This is a genomic window from uncultured Pseudomonas sp., assembly GCF_913774235.1.
GTDB lineage: Bacteria > Pseudomonadota > Gammaproteobacteria > Pseudomonadales > Pseudomonadaceae > Chryseomonas.
The window spans coordinates 564,935-587,255 of record NZ_CAJYDW010000005.1 but is presented as its reverse complement, the minus strand read 5'-3'; the positions used below and the strand labels follow the sequence as shown (position 1 = coordinate 587,255).

20 protein-coding genes are annotated in these 22,321 nt (G+C 69.4%); 14 read left to right on the top strand and 6 right to left on the bottom strand.

The features are described 5' to 3' along the window. Window positions 1–77: 77 nt before the first annotated feature. The 6 genes from QZ471_RS05095 to QZ471_RS05070 all read right to left on the bottom strand — a co-directional run bounded on the left by QZ471_RS05095 (window position 78) and on the right by QZ471_RS05070 (window position 6,916). Window positions 78–701 (bottom strand): response regulator transcription factor, encoded by a 624-nt coding sequence (locus tag QZ471_RS05095; protein WP_295461430.1) that lies wholly within the window; start codon window positions 699–701, stop codon window positions 78–80. Then, complete coding sequence (locus QZ471_RS05090; RefSeq protein WP_295461428.1) at window positions 701–1,759, bottom strand: ATP-binding protein; 1,059 nt, start codon at window positions 1,757–1,759, stop codon at window positions 701–703. The genes QZ471_RS05095 and QZ471_RS05090 overlap by 1 nt, the downstream gene beginning before the upstream one ends. Window positions 1,760–1,808: 49 nt before the next feature. Beyond that, window positions 1,809–3,116 carry a nitrate/sulfonate/bicarbonate ABC transporter ATP-binding protein gene (locus tag QZ471_RS05085; RefSeq protein ID WP_295461426.1) on the bottom strand — a complete coding sequence of 436 codons (1,308 nt, stop codon included), beginning with the start codon at window positions 3,114–3,116 and terminating at the stop codon, window positions 1,809–1,811. A gap of 13 nt (window positions 3,117–3,129) precedes the next feature. After that, window positions 3,130–4,884 (bottom strand): ABC transporter permease subunit, encoded by a 1,755-nt coding sequence (locus tag QZ471_RS05080; RefSeq protein WP_295461424.1) that lies wholly within the window; start codon window positions 4,882–4,884, stop codon window positions 3,130–3,132. A 179-nt stretch (window positions 4,885–5,063) separates the two neighbouring features. Then, window positions 5,064–6,245, bottom strand: a complete 1,182-nt coding sequence (locus QZ471_RS05075; protein ID WP_295461407.1) for an ATP-binding protein — start codon at window positions 6,243–6,245, stop codon at window positions 5,064–5,066. Beyond that, window positions 6,242–6,916, bottom strand: coding sequence for a response regulator (locus QZ471_RS05070; protein ID WP_295461406.1), 675 nt, complete (start codon window positions 6,914–6,916; stop codon window positions 6,242–6,244). The genes QZ471_RS05075 and QZ471_RS05070 overlap by 4 nt, the downstream gene beginning before the upstream one ends. 96 nt (window positions 6,917–7,012) lie before the next feature. Between QZ471_RS05070 and QZ471_RS05065 the strand changes: the two genes are divergently transcribed. The 14 genes from QZ471_RS05065 (at window position 7,013) to QZ471_RS05000 (ending at window position 22,321) form a co-directional block, all read left to right on the top strand. Continuing rightward, window positions 7,013–8,446, top strand: a complete 1,434-nt coding sequence (locus tag QZ471_RS05065; RefSeq protein ID WP_295461404.1) for an efflux transporter outer membrane subunit — start codon at window positions 7,013–7,015, stop codon at window positions 8,444–8,446. An 11-nt stretch (window positions 8,447–8,457) separates the two neighbouring features. Beyond that, window positions 8,458–9,243, top strand: a complete 786-nt coding sequence (locus QZ471_RS05060) for a MipA/OmpV family protein (RefSeq protein WP_295461402.1) — start codon at window positions 8,458–8,460, stop codon at window positions 9,241–9,243. Window positions 9,244–9,257: 14 nt separating this feature from the next. Further along, window positions 9,258–10,352, top strand: a complete 1,095-nt coding sequence (locus tag QZ471_RS05055) for an efflux RND transporter periplasmic adaptor subunit (protein WP_295461401.1) — start codon at window positions 9,258–9,260, stop codon at window positions 10,350–10,352. Between the two features lie 4 nt (window positions 10,353–10,356). Then, window positions 10,357–13,389, top strand: a complete 3,033-nt coding sequence (locus tag QZ471_RS05050) for an efflux RND transporter permease subunit (protein ID WP_295461399.1) — start codon at window positions 10,357–10,359, stop codon at window positions 13,387–13,389. Window positions 13,390–13,524: 135 nt separating this feature from the next. Next, window positions 13,525–14,526, top strand: a complete 1,002-nt coding sequence (locus QZ471_RS05045; RefSeq protein ID WP_295461398.1) for a LacI family DNA-binding transcriptional regulator — start codon at window positions 13,525–13,527, stop codon at window positions 14,524–14,526. Beyond that, window positions 14,523–15,536: an ABC transporter substrate-binding protein gene (locus QZ471_RS05040; RefSeq protein WP_295461396.1), complete on the top strand. Its 1,014-nt coding sequence runs from the start codon at window positions 14,523–14,525 to the stop codon at window positions 15,534–15,536. Before QZ471_RS05045 ends, QZ471_RS05040 begins: the two co-directional genes overlap by 4 nt. 1 nt (window position 15,537) lies before the next feature. Then, window positions 15,538–16,395, top strand: a complete 858-nt coding sequence (locus QZ471_RS05035; RefSeq protein ID WP_295461394.1) for an ABC transporter permease — start codon at window positions 15,538–15,540, stop codon at window positions 16,393–16,395. Continuing rightward, entirely contained in the window at window positions 16,392–17,186 is a 795-nt protein-coding gene (locus QZ471_RS05030; RefSeq protein ID WP_295461393.1) for an ABC transporter permease subunit, read from the top strand. The genes QZ471_RS05035 and QZ471_RS05030 overlap by 4 nt, the downstream gene beginning before the upstream one ends. Beyond that, window positions 17,183–18,214 (top strand): ABC transporter ATP-binding protein, encoded by a 1,032-nt coding sequence (locus QZ471_RS05025; RefSeq protein WP_295461391.1) that lies wholly within the window; start codon window positions 17,183–17,185, stop codon window positions 18,212–18,214. The genes QZ471_RS05030 and QZ471_RS05025 overlap by 4 nt, the downstream gene beginning before the upstream one ends. Before the next feature lie 8 nt (window positions 18,215–18,222). After that, window positions 18,223–19,050, top strand: a complete 828-nt coding sequence (locus QZ471_RS05020) for a phosphodiesterase (RefSeq protein ID WP_295461390.1) — start codon at window positions 18,223–18,225, stop codon at window positions 19,048–19,050. A 179-nt stretch (window positions 19,051–19,229) separates the two neighbouring features. Continuing rightward, window positions 19,230–19,916, top strand: a complete 687-nt coding sequence (locus QZ471_RS05015) for a GntR family transcriptional regulator (protein ID WP_295461388.1) — start codon at window positions 19,230–19,232, stop codon at window positions 19,914–19,916. A 39-nt stretch (window positions 19,917–19,955) separates the two neighbouring features. Then, window positions 19,956–20,762 (top strand): ABC transporter substrate-binding protein, encoded by an 807-nt coding sequence (locus QZ471_RS05010; RefSeq protein ID WP_295461386.1) that lies wholly within the window; start codon window positions 19,956–19,958, stop codon window positions 20,760–20,762. 12 nt (window positions 20,763–20,774) lie between these two features. Then, window positions 20,775–21,542, top strand: coding sequence for an amino acid ABC transporter permease (locus QZ471_RS05005; protein WP_288437287.1), 768 nt, complete (start codon window positions 20,775–20,777; stop codon window positions 21,540–21,542). A 2-nt stretch (window positions 21,543–21,544) separates the two neighbouring features. Continuing rightward, window positions 21,545–22,321: an amino acid ABC transporter ATP-binding protein gene (locus tag QZ471_RS05000; RefSeq protein ID WP_295461383.1), complete on the top strand. Its 777-nt coding sequence runs from the start codon at window positions 21,545–21,547 to the stop codon at window positions 22,319–22,321.

The window sequence follows — 22,321 nt, the reverse complement described above, 5'->3', positions numbered from 1 at the left end:
TGCCGATTAAGGCGCTAAAGGCCGCTTCGATAAAGCCGAGCCGAGCCGCTGACGATACCCAGCGAGCCTCACCCGACTTAGGCCCGCGGCGCCTCCAACCGCTCGACAATCTTCACCAGCTCGGCCAGGGAACCGGCCTGCAGCTTGCGCATGAGGGCGGCGCGGCGCACCTTGACGGTGATCTCGCTAACGCCCAACTGGGCAGCGATCTGCTTGTTGAGCAGCCCGGTCACCACCCGCGAGAGCACTGCGCGCTCGCCGTCGTTGAGGCTGTCGAGTCGCGCCTGCAGCTGCCGGATCTGCGCCTGCTGCGCGTGGGCTTCGCGCGCCTTACGCAGGGCCTGGTCGATGGCGTCGAGCAGGTCCTGGTCGCGGAAGGGCTTGGTGAGGAATTCCAGGGCACCCTGCTTCATCGCCCGTACCGACATGGGGATGTCGCCATGGCCGGTGATGAAGATGATCGGCAGGACGATCTCCCGGCGCTGCAGCTCCTGCTGCAGGTCCAGGCCGTTCATGCCCGGCATGCGCACGTCGAGCACCAGGCAGGCGGGGACGTCCAGCGTGGCGCGTGCGAGAAAGTCGGCCGCGGAAACGTAGCTGCGGGTGGTGAGCCCCACCGAGGCGAGCAGGTCTTCCAGGGCGGCGCGCACGGAGGCATCGTCGTCCACCAGGTGGACCAGGGTGGGCAAGGCATTATCCATCAGGGTTCCTGATCCTTTGGCAGGCTGCAATAGACACCGGTCCCCCCGTCCGGCAGCGAGGTGGCCCAGATGCGTCCACCATGAGCTTCGACGATGGAGCGACTCAGCGCCAGCCCCAGGCCCATCCCCTGCGCCTTGGTGGTGTAAAAGGCCTCGAACATCTGCTCGCGGGCATCGGGGGTCAAGCCGCGACCGCTGTCCTCCACCCCCAGGCGGATGGCGCCGGCCGTGTCCTGCGCCACCTTGACGACGATGCGCCGCGCCTCGGGCGCTACGCCTTCCAGGGCATCGAGGGCATTGAGCAGGAGATTGAGGATGACCTGCTGCAGTTGGCTCTGGTCCGCCAACAGCGGCGGCAGGCCCTCTTGCAGTTGCAGCTCCACGACGACCTGACGCTGGGCCAGTTCGCCGCGGACGAAATCGAGCGTCTGCTCCACGGTATCCCCGAGGTTCAGCCAGTCCTTGGCCACCTGGGCCTGGCGCACCAGGCCGCGCACCCGGGCGATCACCGCGCTGGCGCGGTGGGCGTCGTCGATGACCCGCTGCGCCGCCTGGACGGCGCGTTCCACCTGCGGCGGCTCGTTGCTCAACCAGCGCTGGCAGGCGTTGCCGCTGGCAGCGATGGCGGTGAGGGGTTGGTTCACCTCATGGGCGATGGAGGCGGCCAGTTCGCCGAGCTGGCTGAGGCGCCCGGCCTGGGTCAGGCGCGTGCGGGCGGCTTCCGCGGCGCGTTTGGCGGCGTCCAGGCGCAACGCCAGGGCGGCCACCGCGACGATGGCCAGCAGACTGATGACGCAGTTGACCAGTCCGGCATCGCGGTCTCCCGAGCGGGTAGCGCCATAGCTGCAGAGCACCAGCAGTGCGCAGCCCAGGGCGGTGACGGTGACGCCGCGGGTGGAGAGAAAGCCCGCGGCCAGCAGGACTACCACCACCTGGAAGACGCCGATGGCGATCTCCCGGTCGGTGAAGGTATCCAACAGGGCGATGCCCAGCGCCAGGGCGCAGAGACCCCCTAACCGCAGCCAGTGGGTGGTGGTGGCGAAGGGTCGTCGATCCATGGCCAGTCTCTCGTTTGAAATCGCGCGGACGTCCTAGAGCGGGAAGTGTTTAACCTGGATTCTCCAGGCTGAACATATCGGCCGCTTGATCATAGGCGAAGAGTTCGCCGTAGCGCCCCCATTGAATGGCGCTGCCGAGGGTGCGGGCGGCGTCGGCTTCGTCCATGAAGTCCTCCAGTTCGTCGCGGAAACGCCGTGCCGGCGCCGTGTGGCCCTGGCGATCGTCCAGCACCCGGCGAATATGGCCCACCAGCGGCACGCAGTTGAGCAGTTGCCGGGCGAACAGCTGCTTGCGCACGTCCACCCCTGCCTCGACATAGGCGCGGCCGGCCGGCAGCAGGTGCAGGTCCCCGCCTTCGAGTACGGCCAGGCGCAACAGCTGCAGTACCTCGGCCAGGGGGAAGAGTTCGTCCAGCGCGTAACCCAGGCCGCCGGCCAGTTCCGGCAGGTCGGCACGGCCCTGGTAGGGCTCGGCGTGGACCGCTTCCAGCAGACCCGCCAGGGCGTTGGTGGAGACGCTCGGCAGCAGCATGCCGAGACCGCTGCCGGGGAAAACGCCTTCGTGGGGCGTCGGCGTGGTTTCGCCGGTCATGCGCACGTAGATCTCCTCCACCAGTTCGCGGAAGGCCGGATCGTGACGATTGCGCGGCTGCGGCAGATCGATGCGGATCTCGCTGGCGACGCGGCCGGGGTTGCTGGAGAAGATCAGCACCCGGTCGCAGAGCAGCACGGCTTCGGCGATGTTGTGGGTGACCATGAGGATGGAGCGGATCGGCATGCGGCCCTCGACCCAGAGGTCGAGCAGATCGGTGCGCAGGGTCTCGGCGGTGAGCACGTCCAGCGCCGAGAAGGGTTCGTCCATCAGCAGTACGTCCGGGTGTACCACCAGGGCGCGGGCCAGGCCGACGCGCTGGCGCATGCCGCCGGAGAGCTCCTTGGGATAGGCGCTCTCGAAGCCGTCCAGGCCGATCAGGTCGATGGCCGCCAGGGCCCGACGGCGGCGCTCGTCCAGCGGCACGTGCAGCGCCTCCAGGCCGATCTCGACGTTCTGCAGCACGGTCAACCAGGGAAACAGGGCAAAGCTCTGGAACACCATGCTGACGCGGGCGCGCTGGCCGTCGTCCTTGGGCGGGAAGTCGACCTTGCCGCCACTGGGGGTGAGCAGCCCGGCGATGGATCTCAGCAGGGTCGACTTGCCGGAGCCGGAGCGGCCCAGCAGGCCGACGATCTCGTTCTCGTGCAGGGTCAGGGAGACGTCGTCCAGCACCACCCGGGCCGGGCCGCCGGCGTTGCCGTAGAGCTGGCGGACGTTCTGGACGTCGATGAGGGGACGCTGGTTCAGGGTAGTCAGGTTCATGGCGGTTCTCCTCTCAATCGAGCCGCAGGCGCCGTTCGGCATAGGCATACAGGGGCCGCCACAGCAGCCGGTTGAATCCGAGGACGAAGATGGACATCACCACGATGCCCAGGGCCACCCGGGGGAAGTCCCCGGCGGCGGTCATCTGCGCGATGTAGGCGCCCAGGCCATGGGCCTGGAGGTGCTGGTCGCCCCAGCTCACTACCTCGGCGACGATACTGGCGTTCCAGGAGCCGCCGGCGGCGGTCAGGGCACCGGTGACGTAGTAGGGAAAGATCGCCGGTAGGGCCAGTTGCCGCCACCACTGCCAGCGCTTGAGGCCGAACAGCCGGGCCGCCTCGCGCAGGTCATTGGGCAGCACGCTGGCCCCGGCGATGACGTTGAACAGGATGTACCACTGGGTGCCCAGCACCATCAGCGGCGACAGCCAGATGTCCGGATTCAGGTGGAAGCTGACGATGCCCACCACGGCCACCGGGAACAGCACGTTGGCCGGGAAGGCGGCGAGGAACTGGGCCACCGCCTGCAGGCGCTGCGACCAACCCGGGCGCAGGCCGATCCAGACGCCGATGGGCACCCAGATCAGGCTGGCGACGGCGATCAGCAGCAGCACCCGGACCATGGTCAGCAGGCCCAGGCCGAGTACCGAGACCGCTTCGACCCAGTAGACGCCCCCGGCGATGAAGCGGAACAGCGCGTAGACGCCATAGGGCAGCACCACCAGCAGCAAGCCGTACCAGAGCACGTCCAGCCCCCGCTGCAGCCAGGCGCGCCCCTGGGGCGCCAGCTGCCAGTGCGGCCAGCCGAGGCGGACCCGCGGGGTGGCCAGTTGGCTGCAGAAACTACCGAAGCCGGCCAGCGCGCGACCCAGGCGGGCCCGGCGGACCAGGTCATAGACCCAGGAGCGCGGCACCTGCTGGCTGGCGGTTTGCTCGACGCGGAAGCGATCGGCCCAGGCCACCACGGGGCGGAAGAACAGCTGATCGTAGAGCAGGATCACCAGGCCCATGGCCAGCACCGCCCAACCGATGGCGGCGATGTCCTGCTTGGCGATGGCCAGCGCCAGCCAGGACCCGATGCCCGGCAGGTTGATGGTGTTGTCGCCGACGGTGATGGCTTCCGAGGCCACTACGAAGAACCAGCCACCGGACATGGACATCATGGTGTTCCAGACCAGGCCGGGGATGGCGAACGGCAGCTCCAGGCGGAAGAAACGCCGCCAGGGGGACAGCCCGAACTGGACGCTCACCTGCTGCAGGTCCTCGGGCACAGTGCGCAGCGACTGGTAGAAGCCGAAGGCCATGTTCCAGGCCTGACTGGTGAAGATGGCGAAGATGGCCGCGCACTCGGCGCCCAGCTGCCGCCCCGGAAACAGCCCGAGGAAGAAGCTGACGGTGAAGGTCAGAAAGCCGAGGATGGGCACCGACTGCAGGATGTCGATGGCCGGCAGGATCAGCAGCTCCGCCTTGCGGCTCTTGGCGGCCAGGGAGGCGAAGACGAAGGTGAACAGCAGCGAGGCGCCCAGGGCGATGAACATGCGCAGGGTGGTGCGCAGGGCGTACTCGGGCAGCCGCGCCAGGTCCAGGGTCATGGGATCGGCGTCGAGCACGGCCAGGGGCGCGCGCATCTCGCTCACGCCGTGCCAGACGAGCACCAGGGCGATGACGCCGAGCAGCACGCAAAGACCATCGGCCCAGAGGGAGGTTGGACGGTGCCGCGGCAGGCGCGGCGCCACGGCAGGGCTGTAGAGGCCAGGAAGCGTCTTCATGGCGTACCTCGTGAATGAACGGGCCGGAGGGAGATCGGTTGGGCACCTGCCGCGCAGGTCCCAGCCGCCGGCCTAATCTAGGTCCGCCGCCGCGTCCAAGCCATTGAAACGATGGACGTTTGGCTATACCAAGGTATATCGCCCGGACCCACTCGAGCCGGACAGGCGGACGGGCACGCTCAGCCCATGGGGCGAGGCGTTGCGCCCGGCAGCTCGATGCTCAGTACCACCCCGCCACCGGGCCGCTCCAGGGCGCGGATACTGCCCCGGTGGGCATCGCAGATGGCGCGGGCGATGGACAGGCCAAGGCCACTGCCGCCCAGATGGCGCGCACGCGAGCTGTCGGCGCGCCAGAAGCGATGGAAGACGCGCTCGCGATCGGCCTCGGGAATACCGGGGCCGCGATCACGGAACTCCAACAGCAGGGAGTCCGCCTGGGCGCGCTGGACGATGTCCAGCTCGCCACCGCTGGCGCCGTAGCGCAGGAAGTTGTCCAGCAGGATGTTGAGCAACTGGCCGATCCGGTCACGGTCGGCGAACAAGCACTGCTCGGGGTCCAGCTCCAGGTGCACCTGGATGGCCTCGGCCTGCAGCTGGGGTGCGAACCAGGCCAGGCGCTCTTCCACCAGCGCCGCCAACACGAAGGGGCGCGCATCCAGCACCAGTTGCCCGGCCTCGGCCAGCGACAGGGTGTGCAGGTCGCCCACCAGGGTGTTGAGCAGATCGAGCTGGCGCTTGACCATCTGCAACTGCCGGGCATCCGCCGGAAAGACCTCGTCGAGGATGCCCTGGATCCGTACCGAAGCGGCGTTGAGCGGGGTGCGCAGTTCATGGGCGAGGATGGCGCTGGAATCGCGCACGTCGCGTTCGTACTGCTGCAGGCGCGCGGTCAGGCTGTTGAGGTCGAGCGCCAGCCGGCGGACCTCCGCCGGTGCGCTCTCGGCCACGTCCACCCGGGTGTCCAGCGCCCCGGAAGCGACCCGTCGCGCCGCTGCGGCGATGGCGGAAAACTGGCTAGCCAGCGGCCGCGACAGACGAAAACCGGCCAGCAGGATCAACGGGACCGTTGCCAGCAGCAGACCTGCCAGCACCCACCAGTCGCGACTGGCGATACCGGGCAGGAAGTAGCGCACCGGATAGTAGTGGCTGAACAGCACCCACAGCCGCGCCTCGTTCTGCTGCGGATCGGCGCGCAACTGCAGGATTTCCGCCCGCGCCGCCGCCGGTACCTGGCGCAGTACCCACCAGTCGCCGAAGAGGAACCAGAGGTACATGCCGGCGGCGATCAGCAGCACCGCCGCCAGCGCCAGCAGGCTCATGCGCCAGCCGACCCAGCGGCCGAGCGGTCGCTGGCCCCTCATGCGAAGCGATAGCCGACGGCGCGCACCGTCACCGGCACGCCGGCAAGACCGGCGGCCTCCAACTTGCGCCTGAGGTTGTGCAGGTGAGTGTCCACCACCCGGGCCAGGGCCTCGCTCTCCGGCAGGCAGCGCTCCAGCAGTTCCTCGCGGGTGAAGGCCTTGTGCGGGGTGCGCATCAGGGTGGCGAGCAGGCCGAACTCGGTGGGGGTCAGTTCCAGGGGCTGCGCCTCGACGGTGGCGCTGACACGTTCCAGGTCCACCGTCAGCGGACCATGACGCAGCCAGCGCTCGTCGCGTGGCGCCTGGTGGCAGCGGCGCAGCACGGCATGCACCCGCGCCACCACTTCCTTGGGATTGTAGGGTTTGACCACGTAATCGTCGGCGCCGTAGCGCAGTGCCCCGAGCTTTTCCGGCTCGTCGCCGATGGCGGTCACCATGATCACCGGGGTATCCCCGGTCCGGCGGATCTGCCCCAGCACCTCGGTACCGCCCAGGCGCGGCAGCATCAGGTCGAGCAGCACCAGGTCGGGTCGCTGCCGCTGGAACAGCGCCAGTCCCTGCTGGCCGTCCTCGGCCAGTACCACGCGGAAGCCGTCCCGCAGCAGATAGGCCTCCAGCACGCTGGCGCTGTCCGCGTCGTCCTCGACGATGAGTATGAGTTTGTCGCCCACGTCCGCTCTCTTGATCGAATCTCGACAATTCGCCGAAGGAATCTTGATCCGGCCTTTCCAGACTGCAGACCTGGGTTTCGCCACCGGTCCGCCGCCATGTCCGTCCCTGCCCGTCTTCGCCTCTACCCGCTCGCACTCGCCGGTCTGCTGGCGTTGACGGGCTGCTCGCTGATCCCGGCCTACCAGCGCCCGGATCTGCCCGTACCGAGCCGCCAGGGCGAGACCCGCCTGGCGATCACCTCGCCCGCGCCGGCACTGAGCCCCGACGAGACCCGCCTGCTGGCCGAGATCAGCGCCGAACCGCTCCTCGCGGAGCTGGTGCGCCAGGCCCTGGCGGGCAACCGAGACTACCGGATAATCCAGCTCAGGGTCGAGCAAGCCCGGGCCGAAGCCGGCGCGCGCCAGGCCGAGCGCTGGCCGAGCCTGGAACTGGCGGCGCAACGACCGCGCCAGCGCTTCGCCGATCCGGCCCTGGACGAACGCTATCGCCAGGACCTGGCGACCGCCACCCTCGGCGTGGACGCCTTCGAACTGGATTTCTTCGGACGCCTGGCCAGCCTCGGCGAAGAGGCCCGGCATCGCCTGCTGGCCAGCGAACTCGGTCAGCAGGCGGCGCGTGGCGCCCTGGTGGCCGAGGTGGCGCGACTCTATCTACAGGCCCGGGAGAGCGATGCTCAGGTCGCCAGTGCCCAGGCCATGACCCGCCTGACCACCGAGCTGGCGCAACGCACCCAGGCCCAGGTCGTCGCTGGCGCGCTACCCGCTGCGGCCCTGGAGGCGCCGACCCAGGCGGCGCTGGAGGCCAGCCTGCGCGAGCGGCAGAGCCAGGACCAGCAGGCCCAGGCCTATCAGGCGCTGGCCTGGGTCACCGGTTATCGCCTGGCGCCGACGCCGGCTGCGTTCCCGCTGCTGGCCGGTACGCCACCGCAACAGGGTGGCGAGTTGACCGAGCTGCCCTCCACCCGTCTGCTGGAACGCCTGGACGTGCGGGCCGCCGAACAGCGCCTGCAAGCGGCCAACGCCAACATCGGTGCCGCCCGCGCCGCCTTCTTGCCGAGCATCCGGCTGAGCACCGCCATCGGCATCGCCAGCCCGCAACTGCATGACCTGCTGAGTGCGGGCAGCGGGCTGCGCCTGCTCACTCCATCGCTGTCGCTGCCGCTGTTCGATGCCGGCCGCAACCAGGCCAACCTCGACGCCGCCAACACCGCCCGCGACCTGGCCGTCGCCGCCTACGAACGTACCCTGCAGAACGCCTTCCGCGAGGTGGCCGACGGCCTGGACGAGCGTCGGCTGCTGCTCGCCCAGTGGCAGAACCTCGATGCCCAGATGCGCCTGGTGCAGCAGCGCGGCGCGCGGCTGGAAGGCCAATGGCAGGCCGGCGCCGGTGGCCCCTTCGCCACCCTGCAGGCCGGCCTGGACCGCCTGGGCGTCACTGCCGCACGCCGCCAGACCGAACTCGCCCTGCGCCTTAACCGCCTGCGCCTATACCGCGCCCTGCACGGCCTGGACACCCCTTCCCCCAGCTGAGAGAACTCCCCATGCCCCGCTTCCCGCTGCTCCCGCTCCTGCTCTGCATGACACCACTGGCCAGCCAGGCTGCCGAAACGACGCTGTGGGGCGACCACACCGACGCCAGCCTCGGCCTGCTGGCCGGCGCCGTCAGCCGCTACCTGGGCTCGGCGGACTATCGGCCACAGTTGCTGCCCATCGTGGTGATCCAGCGCGGCTTGCTGTTCGCCGACACCACCCGTGGCCTTGGCCTGCAATGGCAGTCACCCCAGGGACTGAGTCTGAGCGGCGCGCTGAACTACGACATGGGCCGCGATGACCGGGACAATGCCTGGCGACCAGGCGCCGATCGCCTTGCCGGGATGGGCGAGGTCGACGGCGCCACGGTGTTCGATCTCACCGTCAGCCAGCCCCTGGCCCCCTGGCTGAGCGTGAACGCCGAAGGGGAATGGCGCCTGGCCGGGGCGCGACGCGGCAACCGCTATCGCCTCGGCCTGGAAGCCATAGGGTTCCACGACGACCGTGACACCCTGGCACTGGACCTGAACGCCCACGCCGGCGACGGGCGCTTCAACCAGACCTACTTCGGGGTCACGCCGACCCAAAGCGCCGCCAGCGGCTTCGCCACGGCTCATCCCGGTCGCGGCCTCTATGCCTATTCGGCCGCCCTGAACTGGCTGCACAGCTTCGACCCGCGCTGGAGTTCGGTCGCCACCCTGACCACCACCCGCTACGGCAACCAGGTGCACGACAGCCCCCTGCTGCAGCGCCGCACCGCCACCACCGCCCAGTTCGCCCTGACCTACAGCTTCTGATCCGGGAATCCGCCATGCCCAGCGTCCCCCTGACCACCGCCCTGCCCTTGCTCCTGCTCATCCTGCTGGGTGGCTGCTCACCGGATGAGCGCCCCGGGCCGGAGCCCCTGCGAACCGTCAAGCTGGCACCGGTCAGTCCCCTGCAGCCCCCTGGCCCGCTGCTCTCCGGCCGCGTGCGCCAACCACGTACCGCGCTGCTGAGTTTCGAGAATCCCGCTCGGGTCCTCCAGGTCCGCGTGGAGGTCGGCGACCGGGTGGCCGCCGGCCAGGTGCTGGCGGAGCAGGAGGCTGAGCCGGCACGGCTGCGCCTGGAGCAGGCCGAGGCGCGCCTGCGGGGCGCTCGCGTGGAGCTCGACCAGCGCCGCGCCGCCCAGCGGCGGGCCCGGCGGTTGCTCGCCGAAGGCAATCTGGCCACCGCCGACGTGGAGGTGGCCGCCGCCGCCCTGGGCGCCGCCGAGGCCCAGCAGCGTGCCGCCCTGGCCGAGCAGGCCCTGGCTCGCCGCACCCTGGCGCAGAGCCGCCTGCTGGCACCCTTCGCCGGAGAGATCGTCGCCCGCGCCGCCGATCCCCTACGCCTGAGCAACGCCGGCGAGCCCCTGCTGACCCTGCAGGCCAGCGGTCCGAGCCAGGTGGTGGTGCAGATCCCCACCGCACTCGCCCGCACCTTGCCGCCATCCGCCGCGGCCCAGGCCTTTCCCACCGCCGGTGGCGAGCCGCTGACCCTGCACCTCCTGGGGCTTTCGCCGAAAGCCGACCTGGGCCTGACCCAGGAGGCGGTGTTCGTCCTGGACGACCTCGGCACCGCCCTGCCCAACGGCAGCCTGCTGGACGTGCGTCTGCCACCGTCCACGGCCGCACGCCTGGCGATTCCCCTCGGCGCCCTGCTGCCGGACCAGCAGGCCAACCGCGGCAAGGTCTATGTCTACCAGGCCAGCAGCGGCCAGGTTCAGGCGCGTGCCGTGACCTTCGCCGCCATTCAGGGTGATCGCGTGCTGATCGACAGCGGCCTCGCCCTCGACGAGCAGGTCGTGGTGGCCGGCGCCGCCTTCCTACGGGCGGGCGAGCACGTCCTGCCCTATCGGCCCGGCACCGTTCTCGACCAGGAGTGAAGCCATGTCCCTGACCGCCTTCGCCCTGCACCGCGCCCGCCTGGTGCTGTTTCTCGCCCTGGCCCTGCTGCTGGGGGGCACCTACGCCGTACTGGGTTTCCCGTCCCAGGAGGAGCCGAGCGTGACCGTGCGCGACGCTCTGGTCAGCGTCGCCCTGCCTGGCCTACCCATCGAGCAGGTGGAAGCCCTGCTGGCCAAGCCCCTGGAGGACCGGCTGCGCGATCTGCCCGAGCTCAAGACCCTGGTCACCACCCTGAGACCCGGCCAGGCGATCATCCAGCTCACCGCCCGCGACGAGATCAAGGACCTGCCCGCGCTCTGGCAGCGGGTGCGCGACAAGGTCGGCGAGGTGGCGCCCGGCCTGCCGGAGGGCACCCAGGGCCCCGCCGTGGACGACGACTTCGGTCGGGTCGCGGTGGCCTCCATCGCGGTGACCGCGCCAGGCTTCTCCCTCGCCGAGCTGCGCGCCGAGGTCGAACGCCTGCGCCGCGACCTTTACCGCCTGCCAGGGGTCGAGCAGATTGCCCTTTATGGGTTGCAGGAGGATCGCCTCGTCCTGGAGCTGGCGCCCAGGGCCCTGGGCGACTCCGGCCTGGCCCCCCAGGCCCTGCTGGAGCAACTGCGCACGCGCAACCTGCTGGTCGAGGGCGGCAACGCCCGGCGTGACCAGCGCGATCTCAGCGTGGCGATCAGTGGCGAGTTGCCAGACCCCGCGGCTGTCCGCGCCCTGCCGATCCAGCTGCCCGACGGCCGCAGCATCCCGCTCGGCGACCTGGCACGGGTCGTCGTCGAGCCCGAGTCACCACCGCGCAGCGCCGCCTTCTACCGGGGCGAGCGTGCCATAGTGCTAGGGGTATCCATGCTGCCCGGGCGCAACGTCGAGGCGTTCGGCGCGGCTCTGCACGACCGGCTCAAGGCGCTGCAGGCGACCCTGCCCGCCGGCTTCGCCCTGCACCGGGTCACCTTCCAGCCGGACGTGGTCCACCACGCCATGGCGCGCATGCAACACGTACTGCTGGAGACCATGGTCATCGTCATGGCGGTGGTCATGCTGTTCCTCGGTTGGCGCCTCGGCCTCATCGTGGGCACCATCGTCCCCCTCACCGTGCTGGCCACCCTGCTGGTGATGCGCGCCCTGGGCATCGAGTTGCAGACGGTATCCATCGCCGCGCTCATCCTCGCCCTGGGCCTGCTCGTGGACAACGGCATCGTGATCGCCGAGGACATCGAGCGGCGCCTCCGCGCGGGAGAGGCACGCCGCGCCGCCTGCGAAGCCGCTGGCCGCAGCCTGGCCGTGCCCCTGCTGACCTCCTCCCTGGTGATCATCCTGGCCTTCTCGCCCTTCTTTCTCGGCCAGACCAGCACCAACGAGTACCTGAGATCCCTGGCCGTGGTCCTGGCCCTCACCCTGCTGGGGTCCTGGCTGCTGAGCCTCACGGTGACCCCGCTGCTTTGCCTGCGGCTGGTACCCGATCCCCAGCAGGCACGCCACGCCGCCGACAGCTCCCTGCACCGTGGCTATCGCCAGCTGTTGCAGACCCTGCTGGGTCACAAGCTGGCCTACTTGCTGCTCATGCTCACGCTGCTGGCGGTCGCCACGCTCAAGGTCCTCAGCCTGCCCTACGACTTCCTGCCGCCGTCGGATCGTAATCAGTTCCAGATCCCCATCCAGCTGGAACCCGGCACCTCGGCCCAGCGCACCCTGGAACTCATGCGCAGCTTCAGCCAGTGGCTCGGTGAAGAGCCTGACATCGTCGAAAGCATCGGCTACGTCGCCGACGGCGGGCCGCGCATCGTCCTGGGGCTGAATCCACCGCTGCCCGGTGCCAACGTCGCCTATTTCACCGTCACCACCCGGACGGAAGCCGATCTGCCCGAGGTGATGGCGCGGGTGCGTGACCAGTTGGCGCGGGAGTACCCTGAGGTCCGCGCCCTGCCCAAACGCTTCTCCCTGGGCACCACGGAGAGCGGCCTGGCGGTCTATCGCCTGAGCGGTCCCGACGAGGCCACCCTACGCCAGCTGGCTGCCCAGCTCGAAGCCTTGCTCGCCGACATCCCTGCTACCCGCGACATCCAGGACGACTGGGGCCCGCGCCAGCTGCGCCTCGACGTCCAGGTCGACCAGGCTCTGCTGCGCGCCGCCGGCCTCGACCGCCGCGACGTGGCGCAGGCGCTGCAATTCGCGGGCGATGGCCTGGCCGGCGCACCCCTGCGTGACGGCCAGCATCCTGTCGCGGTCGTCGCCCGCAGCCGCTCACCGCTGGCGGGCGGCCTGGACGATAGCCTGATCCAAGCCGCGGGCGGCGGCGCAGCCGTGCCTCTGTCCGCCGTCGCCCGACTCGCCGTGGCTAGCGAAGCCGGGATGAAGGTACGGCGCAATCTCGAGCCGACCCTCACCGTCAGTGCCCGCAACCCGGACATGACCGCGGCGACCCTGGTGGCGACCCTGGCACCCCGCTTGGTCAGCCTGCACCTGCCGCCAGGCTATCGCCTGGAACTGGGTGGCGAGATCGAAGACGCCGCTGCCGCCAATGATGCCCTGCTGCGCGACCTGCCCCTGGCGGTGGTCGCCATGCTGCTGCTCTTCCTCTGGCAGTTCGATTCCTGGCGCAAGGTGTTCATCATCGTCGCCAGCATCCCCTTCATCCTCATCGGCGTGGCCCTGGCACTCTGGCTGAGCGACCATCCCTTCGGCTTCATGGCGACCTTCGGCCTGCTGTCCCTGGCCGGCATCATCGTCAACAACGCCGTGCTGCTGCTCGAACGCATCGAGACCGAGCGCCAGGCGGGCAAGGCCCTCGCCTCTGCGGTACTGGATGCGGCAGGCGAGCGCCTGAGACCCATCGTCATGACCAAGCTGACCTGCATCCTCGGTCTCATCCCGCTGATGCTCTTCGCCGGCCCGCTGTGGACCGGCATGGCCATCAGCATGATCGGCGGCCTGGCGCTGGGCACCCTGGTGACCCTGGGGCTGATCCCGGTGCTCTACGTCCTGCTCCACGAGCCGCGTTCGCACGGGTCCAAAGCAATGGCCTGAGGACACCCGGGCCTCCGGTCCCGCCAAGACTCGGCCATCCGCGACGATGGTGAAACGTCATCTGGCTGTCATCGCAACGACACACGGGGAGCGCATTGTCTGCCGTCGATGAGATCGATCTCAAACGAGGCAGTCATGACCGATCTGAAACAGGTGGCGGAACAGGCCGGGGTGTCCCGGGCCACGGCAGCGCGGGCGTTCGCCAGTCCCGAGCAGGTGCGTGAGAGTACCCGCGAGCGGATCCTGGCCGCCGCGCGTGCGCTCAATTTCCGGCCCAACCTGCTGGGCCGCCAGTTGCGCCAGCAGAGCACCCAGCTGATCGGCGTGGTTGTGCCCAGTCTGCTCAACCCGGTGTTCGCCGAGCAGTTGCACGCCATGGAACGCACCGCGCGTGGCCAGGGCTATTCCCTGGTGATCGCCACCACCGACTACCAGCCCGAACGCGAGGCGGCGGTGGTGGAAGAACTGCTGCGCCAGCGTGTCGCCGGCCTGGTGCTGACGGTGGCCGATGCCGACCGCAGCCAGGTACTGGCCGAGCTGAGTCGCGAGCACACGCCCTTTATCCTCGCCTATCACGAACCCCAGAAACCCTATGCGGCGGTGGCGGTGGACAACCGCCAGGGCATGGCCATGGCCACCGAGCACCTGCTCGGCCTGGGTCACCGTCGTATCGCCCTGGTCTCCGGACCGGCCCAGCAGTCGGATCGTGCCGAACGACGCTTTGCCGGCTATTGCCAGGCCATGGCCACCGCCGGCCTGCCGACCCTGCCACGCCTGGAGCTGGCCAGTCACACCGACGCCGACTGGGCGCAACTGGCCCCGCTGCTGGAACGCCATGCCCCGACCGCCCTGCTCTGCACCAACGACCTGCTGGCCATCAGCGTCATTGCCGAGTTGCAGCGGAATGGCCGGCGCGTCCCCGACGAACTCTCGGTGGTCGGCTTCGATGGCATCGCCATGGGCGCGCGCCTCGAACCCAGCCTGTGCAGCGTCATGCAGCCCTTGCAGAGCCTGGGCGCCGTGCTCGTCACCGAATTGCTGGCGCTGATCGCCGGCAGTGCCATCCACCAACAGTGTCTGCCCTGTCTCGTCCGTCCCGGCGCCAGTGCCGGGCCTCTGAAGGAGCCCTACCGATGAAATCCCGCTTCCCCTTGCGTCGCCTGCTGGCCGGCGTGGCCCTGGCCTGCGGCCTGGCCAGCGCCCAGGCCGCCGAAACCGCCATCTGCTACAACTGCCCGCTGGAGTGGGCCGACTGGGGCGCCCAGCTCAAGGCCATCGCCGCCGATACCGGTATCGAGGTACCCCAGGACAACAAGAACTCCGGCCAGTCGCTGGCCCAGCTGGTGGCCGAACGCGACGCCCCGGTGGCCGACGTCGTCTACTACGGGGTGACCTTCGGCATCCAGGCGGAAAAGGCCGGCGTGCTGGCCCCTTACAAACCCAAGCACTGGGACCAGGTACCCGCTGGCCTCAAGGACCCCCAGGGTGAATGGACCGCCATCCATTCCGGCACCCTCGGCTTCATGGTCAACACCCAGGCCCTGGGCGGCAAACCGGTCCCGCAGCGCTGGGCCGACCTGCTCAAACCCGAGTACCGCGGCCTGGTGGGCTATCTGGATCCGTCCAGCGCCTTCGTCGGCTACGTGACCGCCGTGGCGCTCAACCAGGCCCTGGGCGGCAACCTCGACGACTTCGGCCCGGCCATGGCCTTCTTCAAGAAGCTGGCCGCCAACGATCCCATCGTGCCCAAGCAGACCGCCTATGCCCGCCTGCTCTCCGGCGAGATCCCGATCCTGGTCGACTACGACTTCAACGCCTATCGCGCCCGCTACAAGGACAACGCCCCGGTGGCCTTCGTCATCCCCCAGGAAGGCAGCCTGACCGTGCCCTATACCATGAGCCTGGTGAAGGGTGCGCCGCACCGCGCCAATGGCGAGAAGGTGCTGGACTTCGTGCTGTCGGACAAGGGCCAGGCGCTCTGGGCCCAGGCCTACCTGCGCCCGGTGCGGGACGTGCCACTGCCCGAAGAGGTCAAGGCACGCTTCCTGCCCGCCGCCGACTACGCCCGCGCCGGTACCGTGGACTATGGTCACATGGCCGCGGTCCAGGAAGCCTTCGCCAAGCGTTACCAGGCCGAGGTGCGCTGAGATGCGGGGCCTCGCCGTTCCGATCGGGCGCCGCCAAGTGCCGCGCCGGCTGCCCTGGCCGGTGCTCGTCGCCCTGGCCCCGGCGAGCGCCTTCCTGCTGGCCTTCTGGCTGCTGCCATTGGCCCACCTGCTGGTACTCGGCGCCCGCCCGGACGCCGCCGGCAGCTCCGGCTACTGGCAGGTGCTGACCAGTGTCGGCTATCTGTCCGGACTCGCCCAGACGGTGGCCCTGGCCGCCGTCACCACCCTGGCCACCCTGCTGGTGGCCGGCATCGCCGGCTGCTTCCTGGCGCGTCATGCCTTCGCCGGACGCAGCCTGCTGGTGGCTCTGCTGACCTTTCCGCTGGCCTTTCCCGGCGTGGTGGTGGGCTTCCTGATCATCCTGCTGGGTGGTCGCCAGGGCCTGTTCGCCGGGCTCGGCCGCAGCCTGTTCGGTGAGCCCTGGGTGTTCGCCTATTCGCTGTTCGGGCTGTTTCTGGGCTATCTCTATTTCTCCATCCCGCGGGTGATCCTCACGGTGATGGCGGCTTGCGAGACCCTCGACACCAGCCTGGAAGAAGCCGCCCGCTCCCTGGGCGCCGGGCTCTTCGCCGTGATCCGTGACGTGCTCCTCCCCGGTCTGACCCCGGCGCTGCTGTCCAGCGGCGCGCTGTGCTTCGCCACCGCCATGGGCGCCTTCGGCACCGCCTTCACCCTCGGCACGCGGCTGGCGGTGACGCCCATCGCCATCTACGACACCTTCACCAACTTCGCCAACTTCGGCGTCGCCGCGGCGCTCTCGGTAGTACTCGGCCTCGTCACCTGGCTGGTCCTGCTGCTGGCCCGGCGCCTGGGCGGCGTCCAGGGAGACCTGCGATGAATCGCCCCCTGCGCTTCTGGCTACAACTGCTGTTCACCCTGCTGGTGGCGGCCTTCCTGCTGGTGCCGGTGCTGCTCTCGGTACTGGCCGGCCTCACCCGCAACTACTTCCAGGGCGTCGCCAGAGGCCTCACCCTCGACTGGGTGCTCCAGGTCTGGCAGGCCTATGCCCCCACCGTCTGGCTGTCGCTGCAACTGGCGCTGGGCACGGCTGCCCTCGCGGTGGTGCTCGGCGTTCCGGCGGCCTATGCCCTGGTGCGCCTGGACAACCGTTTCGCCCGCGCCTTCGAGGAATTGCTGGTGCTGCCGGTGGCCATGCCCGGCTTCGCCTCGGCGCTGGCGCTGCTGCTGACCTACGGCCACCTCGGCGGCTTTCGCCGCAGCCCGGCGATCATCCTGGTGGGTCACCTGCTGTTCACCATGCCCTTCCTGATCCGCCCGGTGATGGCAGTGCTCAGACGCAGCCAGCTGCCGCTGCTGGAAGAAGCCGCCGCCAGTCTCGGCGCCGGTCCCTGGCGGCGCTTCTTCGGCGTGGTGGTGCCCAATGCCCGCGCCGGCATCCTCGCCGGCAGCCTCATGGTGATCACCCTGTCGCTGGGTGAATTCAACCTCACCTGGATGCTGCACACCCCCCTGACCAAGACCCTGCCGGTGGGCCTGGCCGACAGCTACGCCTCGGCGCGGCTGGAGGTGGGTTCCGCCTACACCCTGATCTTCCTCTGTCTGATCGTGCCGCTGCTGGTCGCCCTCCAGGCCCTCAGCGCCCGCCTCTCCCGTGGAGCCCTGCGATGACCCAAGGTACCGCCGTCCGCCTGCGCCACTGCGCCAAGACCTTTGCCGGAGGCCGCCAGGTGCTGCAGCCCCTGAACCTCGACATCCACCCGGGCGAGACCCTGGTGTTCCTCGGCCCCTCCGGTTGCGGCAAGACCACCACCCTGCGGCTGATCGCCGGCCTGGAACAGCCCGATGCCGGCGGCCAGGTGCTGTTCGACGACCGCGACGTCACCGCCCTGCCCATCGAGCGGCGCGATGTCGGCATGGTGTTCCAGAACTACGCCCTGTTCCCCAACCTGGACGTGGCCGGCAACATCGCCTACGGCCTGAAGATTCGCGGCCTGCCGCGCGCCGAGCGGGATGCCCGGGTCGCCGAGCTGCTGGCCATGATGCAACTCGAGGCCCTGGCCGAGCGGCGCATCCAGCAGCTGTCCGGCGGCCAGCGCCAGCGCGTTGCTCTGGCCCGGGCCCTGGCACCGCGCCCCCGGGTACTGCTGTTCGACGAACCCCTGGCGGCGCTGGACGCCCAGCTACGCGAGCAGTTGCGCGCCGACATCGGCGCCCTGCTGCGCGAACTGGGCACCACCGCCGTCTACGTCACCCACGACCAGCAGGAAGCCCTGGCCCTGGGCGATCGCATCGTGGTGATGGGCGAAGGCCGCATCGCCCAGATCGGCACCCCGACGCAGATCTACCAGCGCCCGGCCAATCGCTTCGTCGCCGGTTTCGTCGGCCAGCTCAACCGCTTCGAGGTGCGCGGCCAGAGCGGCGCCGAGGTAGCGGTCGCCGGCGGGCAGTTGCCGTGGACCGGCGCTGCCAGCACCCTGTTCTGTCGCCCGGAGCATCTGGAGCCGAGTCCGACGCCGGCGCACCTTACCGGCATTCTGGTCGGGCAGTTCTTCCAGGGCGCCCATTCGCGGCTGCTGGTGGAGGTGGGCACCGGCCAGCCGTTGCTGGTGGACACCGCCCAGAACGTCCAGGCCCAGCCGGGTGACCTGCTGCACCTGAGCGTGCGCCCCGACGCCCTCTTCACCCTGGCTTCCTAGGAGATTCCATGCACACGCCCTTCCTGCTGGCCCAGCTCAGCGACCTGCACATCAAGGCCAGCGGCCGGCTGTCCTACGGCGTGGTCGACACCCTCGGCGCCCTGCGCACCGCGGTGGATCGCCTCAACGCCCTGCAGCCGCGCCCGGATGCCCTGGTCATCACCGGCGACCTGGTGGACTTCGGCACCCCAGAGGAATACGCCACCCTGCGCGAGGTGCTGGCCGAGCTGGCCATGCCCTTCTTCGTCATCCCCGGCAATCACGACGACCGCGCCGCCCTACGCGCCGCCTTCGCCGATCACCCCTATCTGCCGGCCCAGGGCACCCTGGACTGGCAGCAGAACTGCGGCCCGCTGCGGCTGATCGGCCTGGATACCCATATCCCCGGCGAGCACGGAGGGCGTCTCGACGCCGCGCAGCTGGCCTGGCTCGACGACCAGCTCAGCCAGGCGCCCACGCAGCCGACCCTGGTGCTGCTGCACCATCCACCCTTCCCGGTCGGCATCGGCCATATGGACCGCATCGGCCTGGCCGGCGGCGCCGAACTGGAGGCGGTGATCCGCCGCCATCCCCAGGTGGAACGACTGCTCTGCGGCCATCTGCACCGGCTGATCCAGCGCCGCTTCGGCGGCACCCTGGCCTGCGTCTGTCCCGGGGTGTCGCACCAAGTCGATCTGGACCTGCGCGAGGCCGCGCCGTCGCGCTTCCGCCTGGAGCCGCCGGGCCTGCTCTTGCATCGCTGGGCGGACGGCGCCCTGGTCACCCACCATCTGCCGTTAGGCGACTATCCCGGGCCCTACCCCTTCTTCGCGGATGACGGCCAGTTACTTGACTGACGGCGCCCCGTTTCGGGTCCTGAGGTAGCAAAGAGCCCTCAATCGCGACCCAGGGTGGTGCAAAAGGTAACGCCGTCGTTGAACCGCTCTGGCCCGCGGCCCAGCGCTGGCAGGCCCTGGGCTCCCTGGCATGGGCCTTGCCTTGGCAGATTGGATACAAAAATCCAGGAAGCCAGTCCATGCCGCTCTCCGCCCTGTCCCGCTCCACTGCCCTGAGCGCCGAAGAAGAGGCCTATCGCCATCTGCTGCAGGCCATCTGCGCCGGCCGCTATCGCAATGGCGAACGACTGATCGCCGAGGACATCGCTACCACCCTGGGCATGAGTCGCATGCCGGTGCGCAGCGCCTTCCAGCGCCTCGCCGCCGAAGGCCTGGTGATCCTCCGGCCGCATCGCGGCGCAGTGGTCAGCGGCCTGGACCTGGACGACATGCGCGAGGTGTTCGAGATGCGCAGCGCCCTCGAAGGCCTGGCCATCCGCCTGGCCACGCCCCATGTCGGCCCCCGCGAGATGACGCGCCTGGAGCGCCTGCTGGAAGACCTGGACGACGAGCAGGAACCCGGCGCCTGGGTCGCCCAGCACCGCGCCTTCCACGAATACCTGTGCAGCCTGGCCGGCCGGCCGCGGCTGCTGCGCCAGATCAATGGCCTCTATGCCCTGATCGAGCCGCACATGCAGCTCTGGCTGCACGCCGACCGCCCCCAGTCGGCCCGTGACGAGCACGCGCCCATCCTGGCCGCCCTGCGCGCCGGCGATGCCGCCGAGGCCGAGCGGGTGTTGCGCGAGCACATCGAGGGCACGGTGCCCGATCTGCTGACCTTTATCGAACGATCGGGCGACCAGACCCGAAGTGATCCCCGAAGCTGAGCTATCCACGCTGCCATCCTCGTCCTTCCGGAGAAGACCATGACCCGCCACCGGCTTTCCTGCAGTCTGCTCGCCCTGACCCTCGTCACCGGCCTCACCCAGGCTGCCCCCCAGATCCCCGAGCGCCTGGCCAAGGCGTCCAAGATCACCTATTGCGGCGCCCTCGATACCCCGCCGATCGGCTTCTTCGACGAAGCCCAGAAGCCCAAGGGCCTCACCGTCGACCTCGGCGCCGAGATCGCCAAACGCCTCGGCGACAAGAAGGTCGACTGGCGCGTGGTGCCCTTCTCCGGCCTGATCCCGGCGCTGCTGGCGGGCCAGTGCGACCTGCTCATCGATCAGCTGTTCGACAAGCCCGAGCGTCGCCAGGTGATCGACATCGTCAACTACATGTACTCCAGCCAGGCGGTGGTGGTGCCGGCCGGCAACAAGGCCGGCATCCACACCCTGGACGACCTCACCGGCAAGAAGGTGGCGGTGCTCAACGGCTCCACCATCCGCACCCTGCTGGAAGCCCACAACGAGGAGCTGAAGAAGGCCGGCAAGGCACCCATGAAGCTGGTGGCCTACAACACCGACACCGACGCCTTCCAGGCCCTGCGCCTGGGTCAGGCCGACGCCTACGGCACCACGGTGGAAACCGCCGCCTACTACCAGGGCGTGGCGCCCGGCCAGTTCGAGACCGGCGTGCCGGCCTTCGCCCGCATCCTCACCGGGATCGGCGTGCGCAAGGACGATACCCAGCTCAGCGCCGCCCTCACCCAGATCCTCGCCGACATGAAGGCCGATGGCAGCTACGCCGCTCTCATGGACAAGTGGCACCTGGAAGGCGACAAGCTCGATTAAGGGACGGTCACGATGAACTTCAGCTGGGATGTGTTCTGGCAGTACCTGCTGCACCCGAGCGACGTCTACCTCTACGGCCTCGGGCTGACCTGCGTCATCGCCGTCGGCGCCATGCTGCTGGGCTGCGCGCTCGGCCTGCTGGCGGCGCTGGCACGGCTGTCGCGCTACCGGGCGCTGCAATACCCGGTGCGCTTCTATGTCTGGCTGATGCGCGGCACGCCGCTGCTGGTGCAGATCGTCTTCCTCTACACGGCCCTGGCAGCCGGCGGCATCTTCCGCTTCGAGGACCTGGACCTGGGTTTCCTGGTGATCCCGGGCAACATCCAGGCGGCCATCATCGCCCTGGGTCTCAACGAAGGCGCCTACATGGCCGAGATCATCCGCGCCGGCATCGGGGCGGTGGATCGCGGCCAGTACGAGGCGGCGCGCTCCCTGGGCATGACGCCGGCCAAGCTGATGCGCCGTATCGTGCTGCCCCAGGCGCTGCGGGTGATCATTCCGCCGCTCGGCAACGAGTTCAACGTGATGCTCAAGAACACCACCCTGGTCAGCGTCATCGGGGTGCAGGAGCTGCTGCTCAGCACCCAGATGATCACCTCGGCGACCTTCCGCGTCTTCGAGCTGTACCTGGTGGTGGCCATCTATTTCCTGGTCCTGACCACCCTCTGGGGCTTCTTCCAGGCCTGGCTGGAGCGGCGCTTCGGCAAGGCCGACGGTCAGCGACCCACCGCCACCGGCCGGCTGTTCAGCCTGCAGGGCTTCAAGCTACGGGGACGCTAGCCATGACGACCACGCAAGAACCCGTGATCCAGGCGCTGGAGGTGCACAAGGCCTTCGGCGAGCTGGATATCCTCAAGGGCGTGACCCTGGAAGTGCGCCGCGGCGAGGTGGTGGTGCTGATCGGCGCCTCCGGCTCCGGCAAGACCACCTTCATCCGCTGCCTCAACCACCTGGAAGACATCCAGGGCGGCACCATCCGCGTCAACGGCGAGCTGATGGGCTTTCGCGAGCGTGCCGATGGATCGAGAGTCAGGGACTCCGAGCGCAACATCGCCCGTCGCCGCCGCGACATCGGCATGGTGTTCCAGAGGTTCAATCTGTTCCCGCACATGACGGTGCTGGAAAACATCATTGAGGCGCCCATCCAGGTGCTCGGCGTGGCGCGCGCCGCCGCCGTGGAACAGGCCCGCGCCCTGCTCGCCCGGGTGCGGCTGTCCGACAAGGCCGACCACTATCCGGTACAACTCTCCGGCGGCCAGCAGCAACGCGTCGCCATCGCCCGCGCCCTGGCCATGAAGCCCCAGGCCATGCTGTTCGACGAACCCACCAGCGCCCTCGACCCGGAAACCGTGGGCGAGGTGCTGCAGGTGATGAAGGAGCTGGCCGAAGACGGCATGACCATGGTGGTGGTGACCCACGAGATGGGCTTCGCCCGCGAGATGGCCGATCGCGTGGTGGTGCTGCACCAGGGCGAGCTGATCGAAGAAGGGCCACCGGCCCAGGTGTTCGGCAATCCCACCCATCCGCGCACCCGCGAATTCCTGAGCCGCGTGCTCTGA

Coding starts and splice junctions, on each gene's coding strand:
- QZ471_RS05005 (WP_288437287.1), top strand. CDS start 20,775: ATGAACTTCAGCTGGGATGTGTTCTGGCAGTACCTGCTGCACCCGAGC.
- QZ471_RS05000 (WP_295461383.1), top strand. CDS start 21,545: ATGACGACCACGCAAGAACCCGTGATCCAGGCGCTGGAGGTGCACAAG.
- QZ471_RS05065 (WP_295461404.1), top strand. CDS start 7,013: ATGTCCGTCCCTGCCCGTCTTCGCCTCTACCCGCTCGCACTCGCCGGT.
- QZ471_RS05015 (WP_295461388.1), top strand. CDS start 19,230: ATGCCGCTCTCCGCCCTGTCCCGCTCCACTGCCCTGAGCGCCGAAGAA.
- QZ471_RS05025 (WP_295461391.1), top strand. CDS start 17,183: ATGACCCAAGGTACCGCCGTCCGCCTGCGCCACTGCGCCAAGACCTTT.
- QZ471_RS05055 (WP_295461401.1), top strand. CDS start 9,258: ATGCCCAGCGTCCCCCTGACCACCGCCCTGCCCTTGCTCCTGCTCATC.
- QZ471_RS05080 (WP_295461424.1), bottom strand. CDS start 4,884: ATGAAGACGCTTCCTGGCCTCTACAGCCCTGCCGTGGCGCCGCGCCTG.
- QZ471_RS05035 (WP_295461394.1), top strand. CDS start 15,538: ATGCGGGGCCTCGCCGTTCCGATCGGGCGCCGCCAAGTGCCGCGCCGG.
- QZ471_RS05075 (WP_295461407.1), bottom strand. CDS start 6,245: ATGAGGGGCCAGCGACCGCTCGGCCGCTGGGTCGGCTGGCGCATGAGC.
- QZ471_RS05090 (WP_295461428.1), bottom strand. CDS start 1,759: ATGGATCGACGACCCTTCGCCACCACCACCCACTGGCTGCGGTTAGGG.
- QZ471_RS05030 (WP_295461393.1), top strand. CDS start 16,392: ATGAATCGCCCCCTGCGCTTCTGGCTACAACTGCTGTTCACCCTGCTG.
- QZ471_RS05085 (WP_295461426.1), bottom strand. CDS start 3,116: ATGAACCTGACTACCCTGAACCAGCGTCCCCTCATCGACGTCCAGAAC.
- QZ471_RS05040 (WP_295461396.1), top strand. CDS start 14,523: ATGAAATCCCGCTTCCCCTTGCGTCGCCTGCTGGCCGGCGTGGCCCTG.
- QZ471_RS05060 (WP_295461402.1), top strand. CDS start 8,458: ATGCCCCGCTTCCCGCTGCTCCCGCTCCTGCTCTGCATGACACCACTG.
- QZ471_RS05050 (WP_295461399.1), top strand. CDS start 10,357: ATGTCCCTGACCGCCTTCGCCCTGCACCGCGCCCGCCTGGTGCTGTTT.
- QZ471_RS05045 (WP_295461398.1), top strand. CDS start 13,525: ATGACCGATCTGAAACAGGTGGCGGAACAGGCCGGGGTGTCCCGGGCC.
- QZ471_RS05010 (WP_295461386.1), top strand. CDS start 19,956: ATGACCCGCCACCGGCTTTCCTGCAGTCTGCTCGCCCTGACCCTCGTC.
- QZ471_RS05095 (WP_295461430.1), bottom strand. CDS start 701: ATGGATAATGCCTTGCCCACCCTGGTCCACCTGGTGGACGACGATGCC.
- QZ471_RS05020 (WP_295461390.1), top strand. CDS start 18,223: ATGCACACGCCCTTCCTGCTGGCCCAGCTCAGCGACCTGCACATCAAG.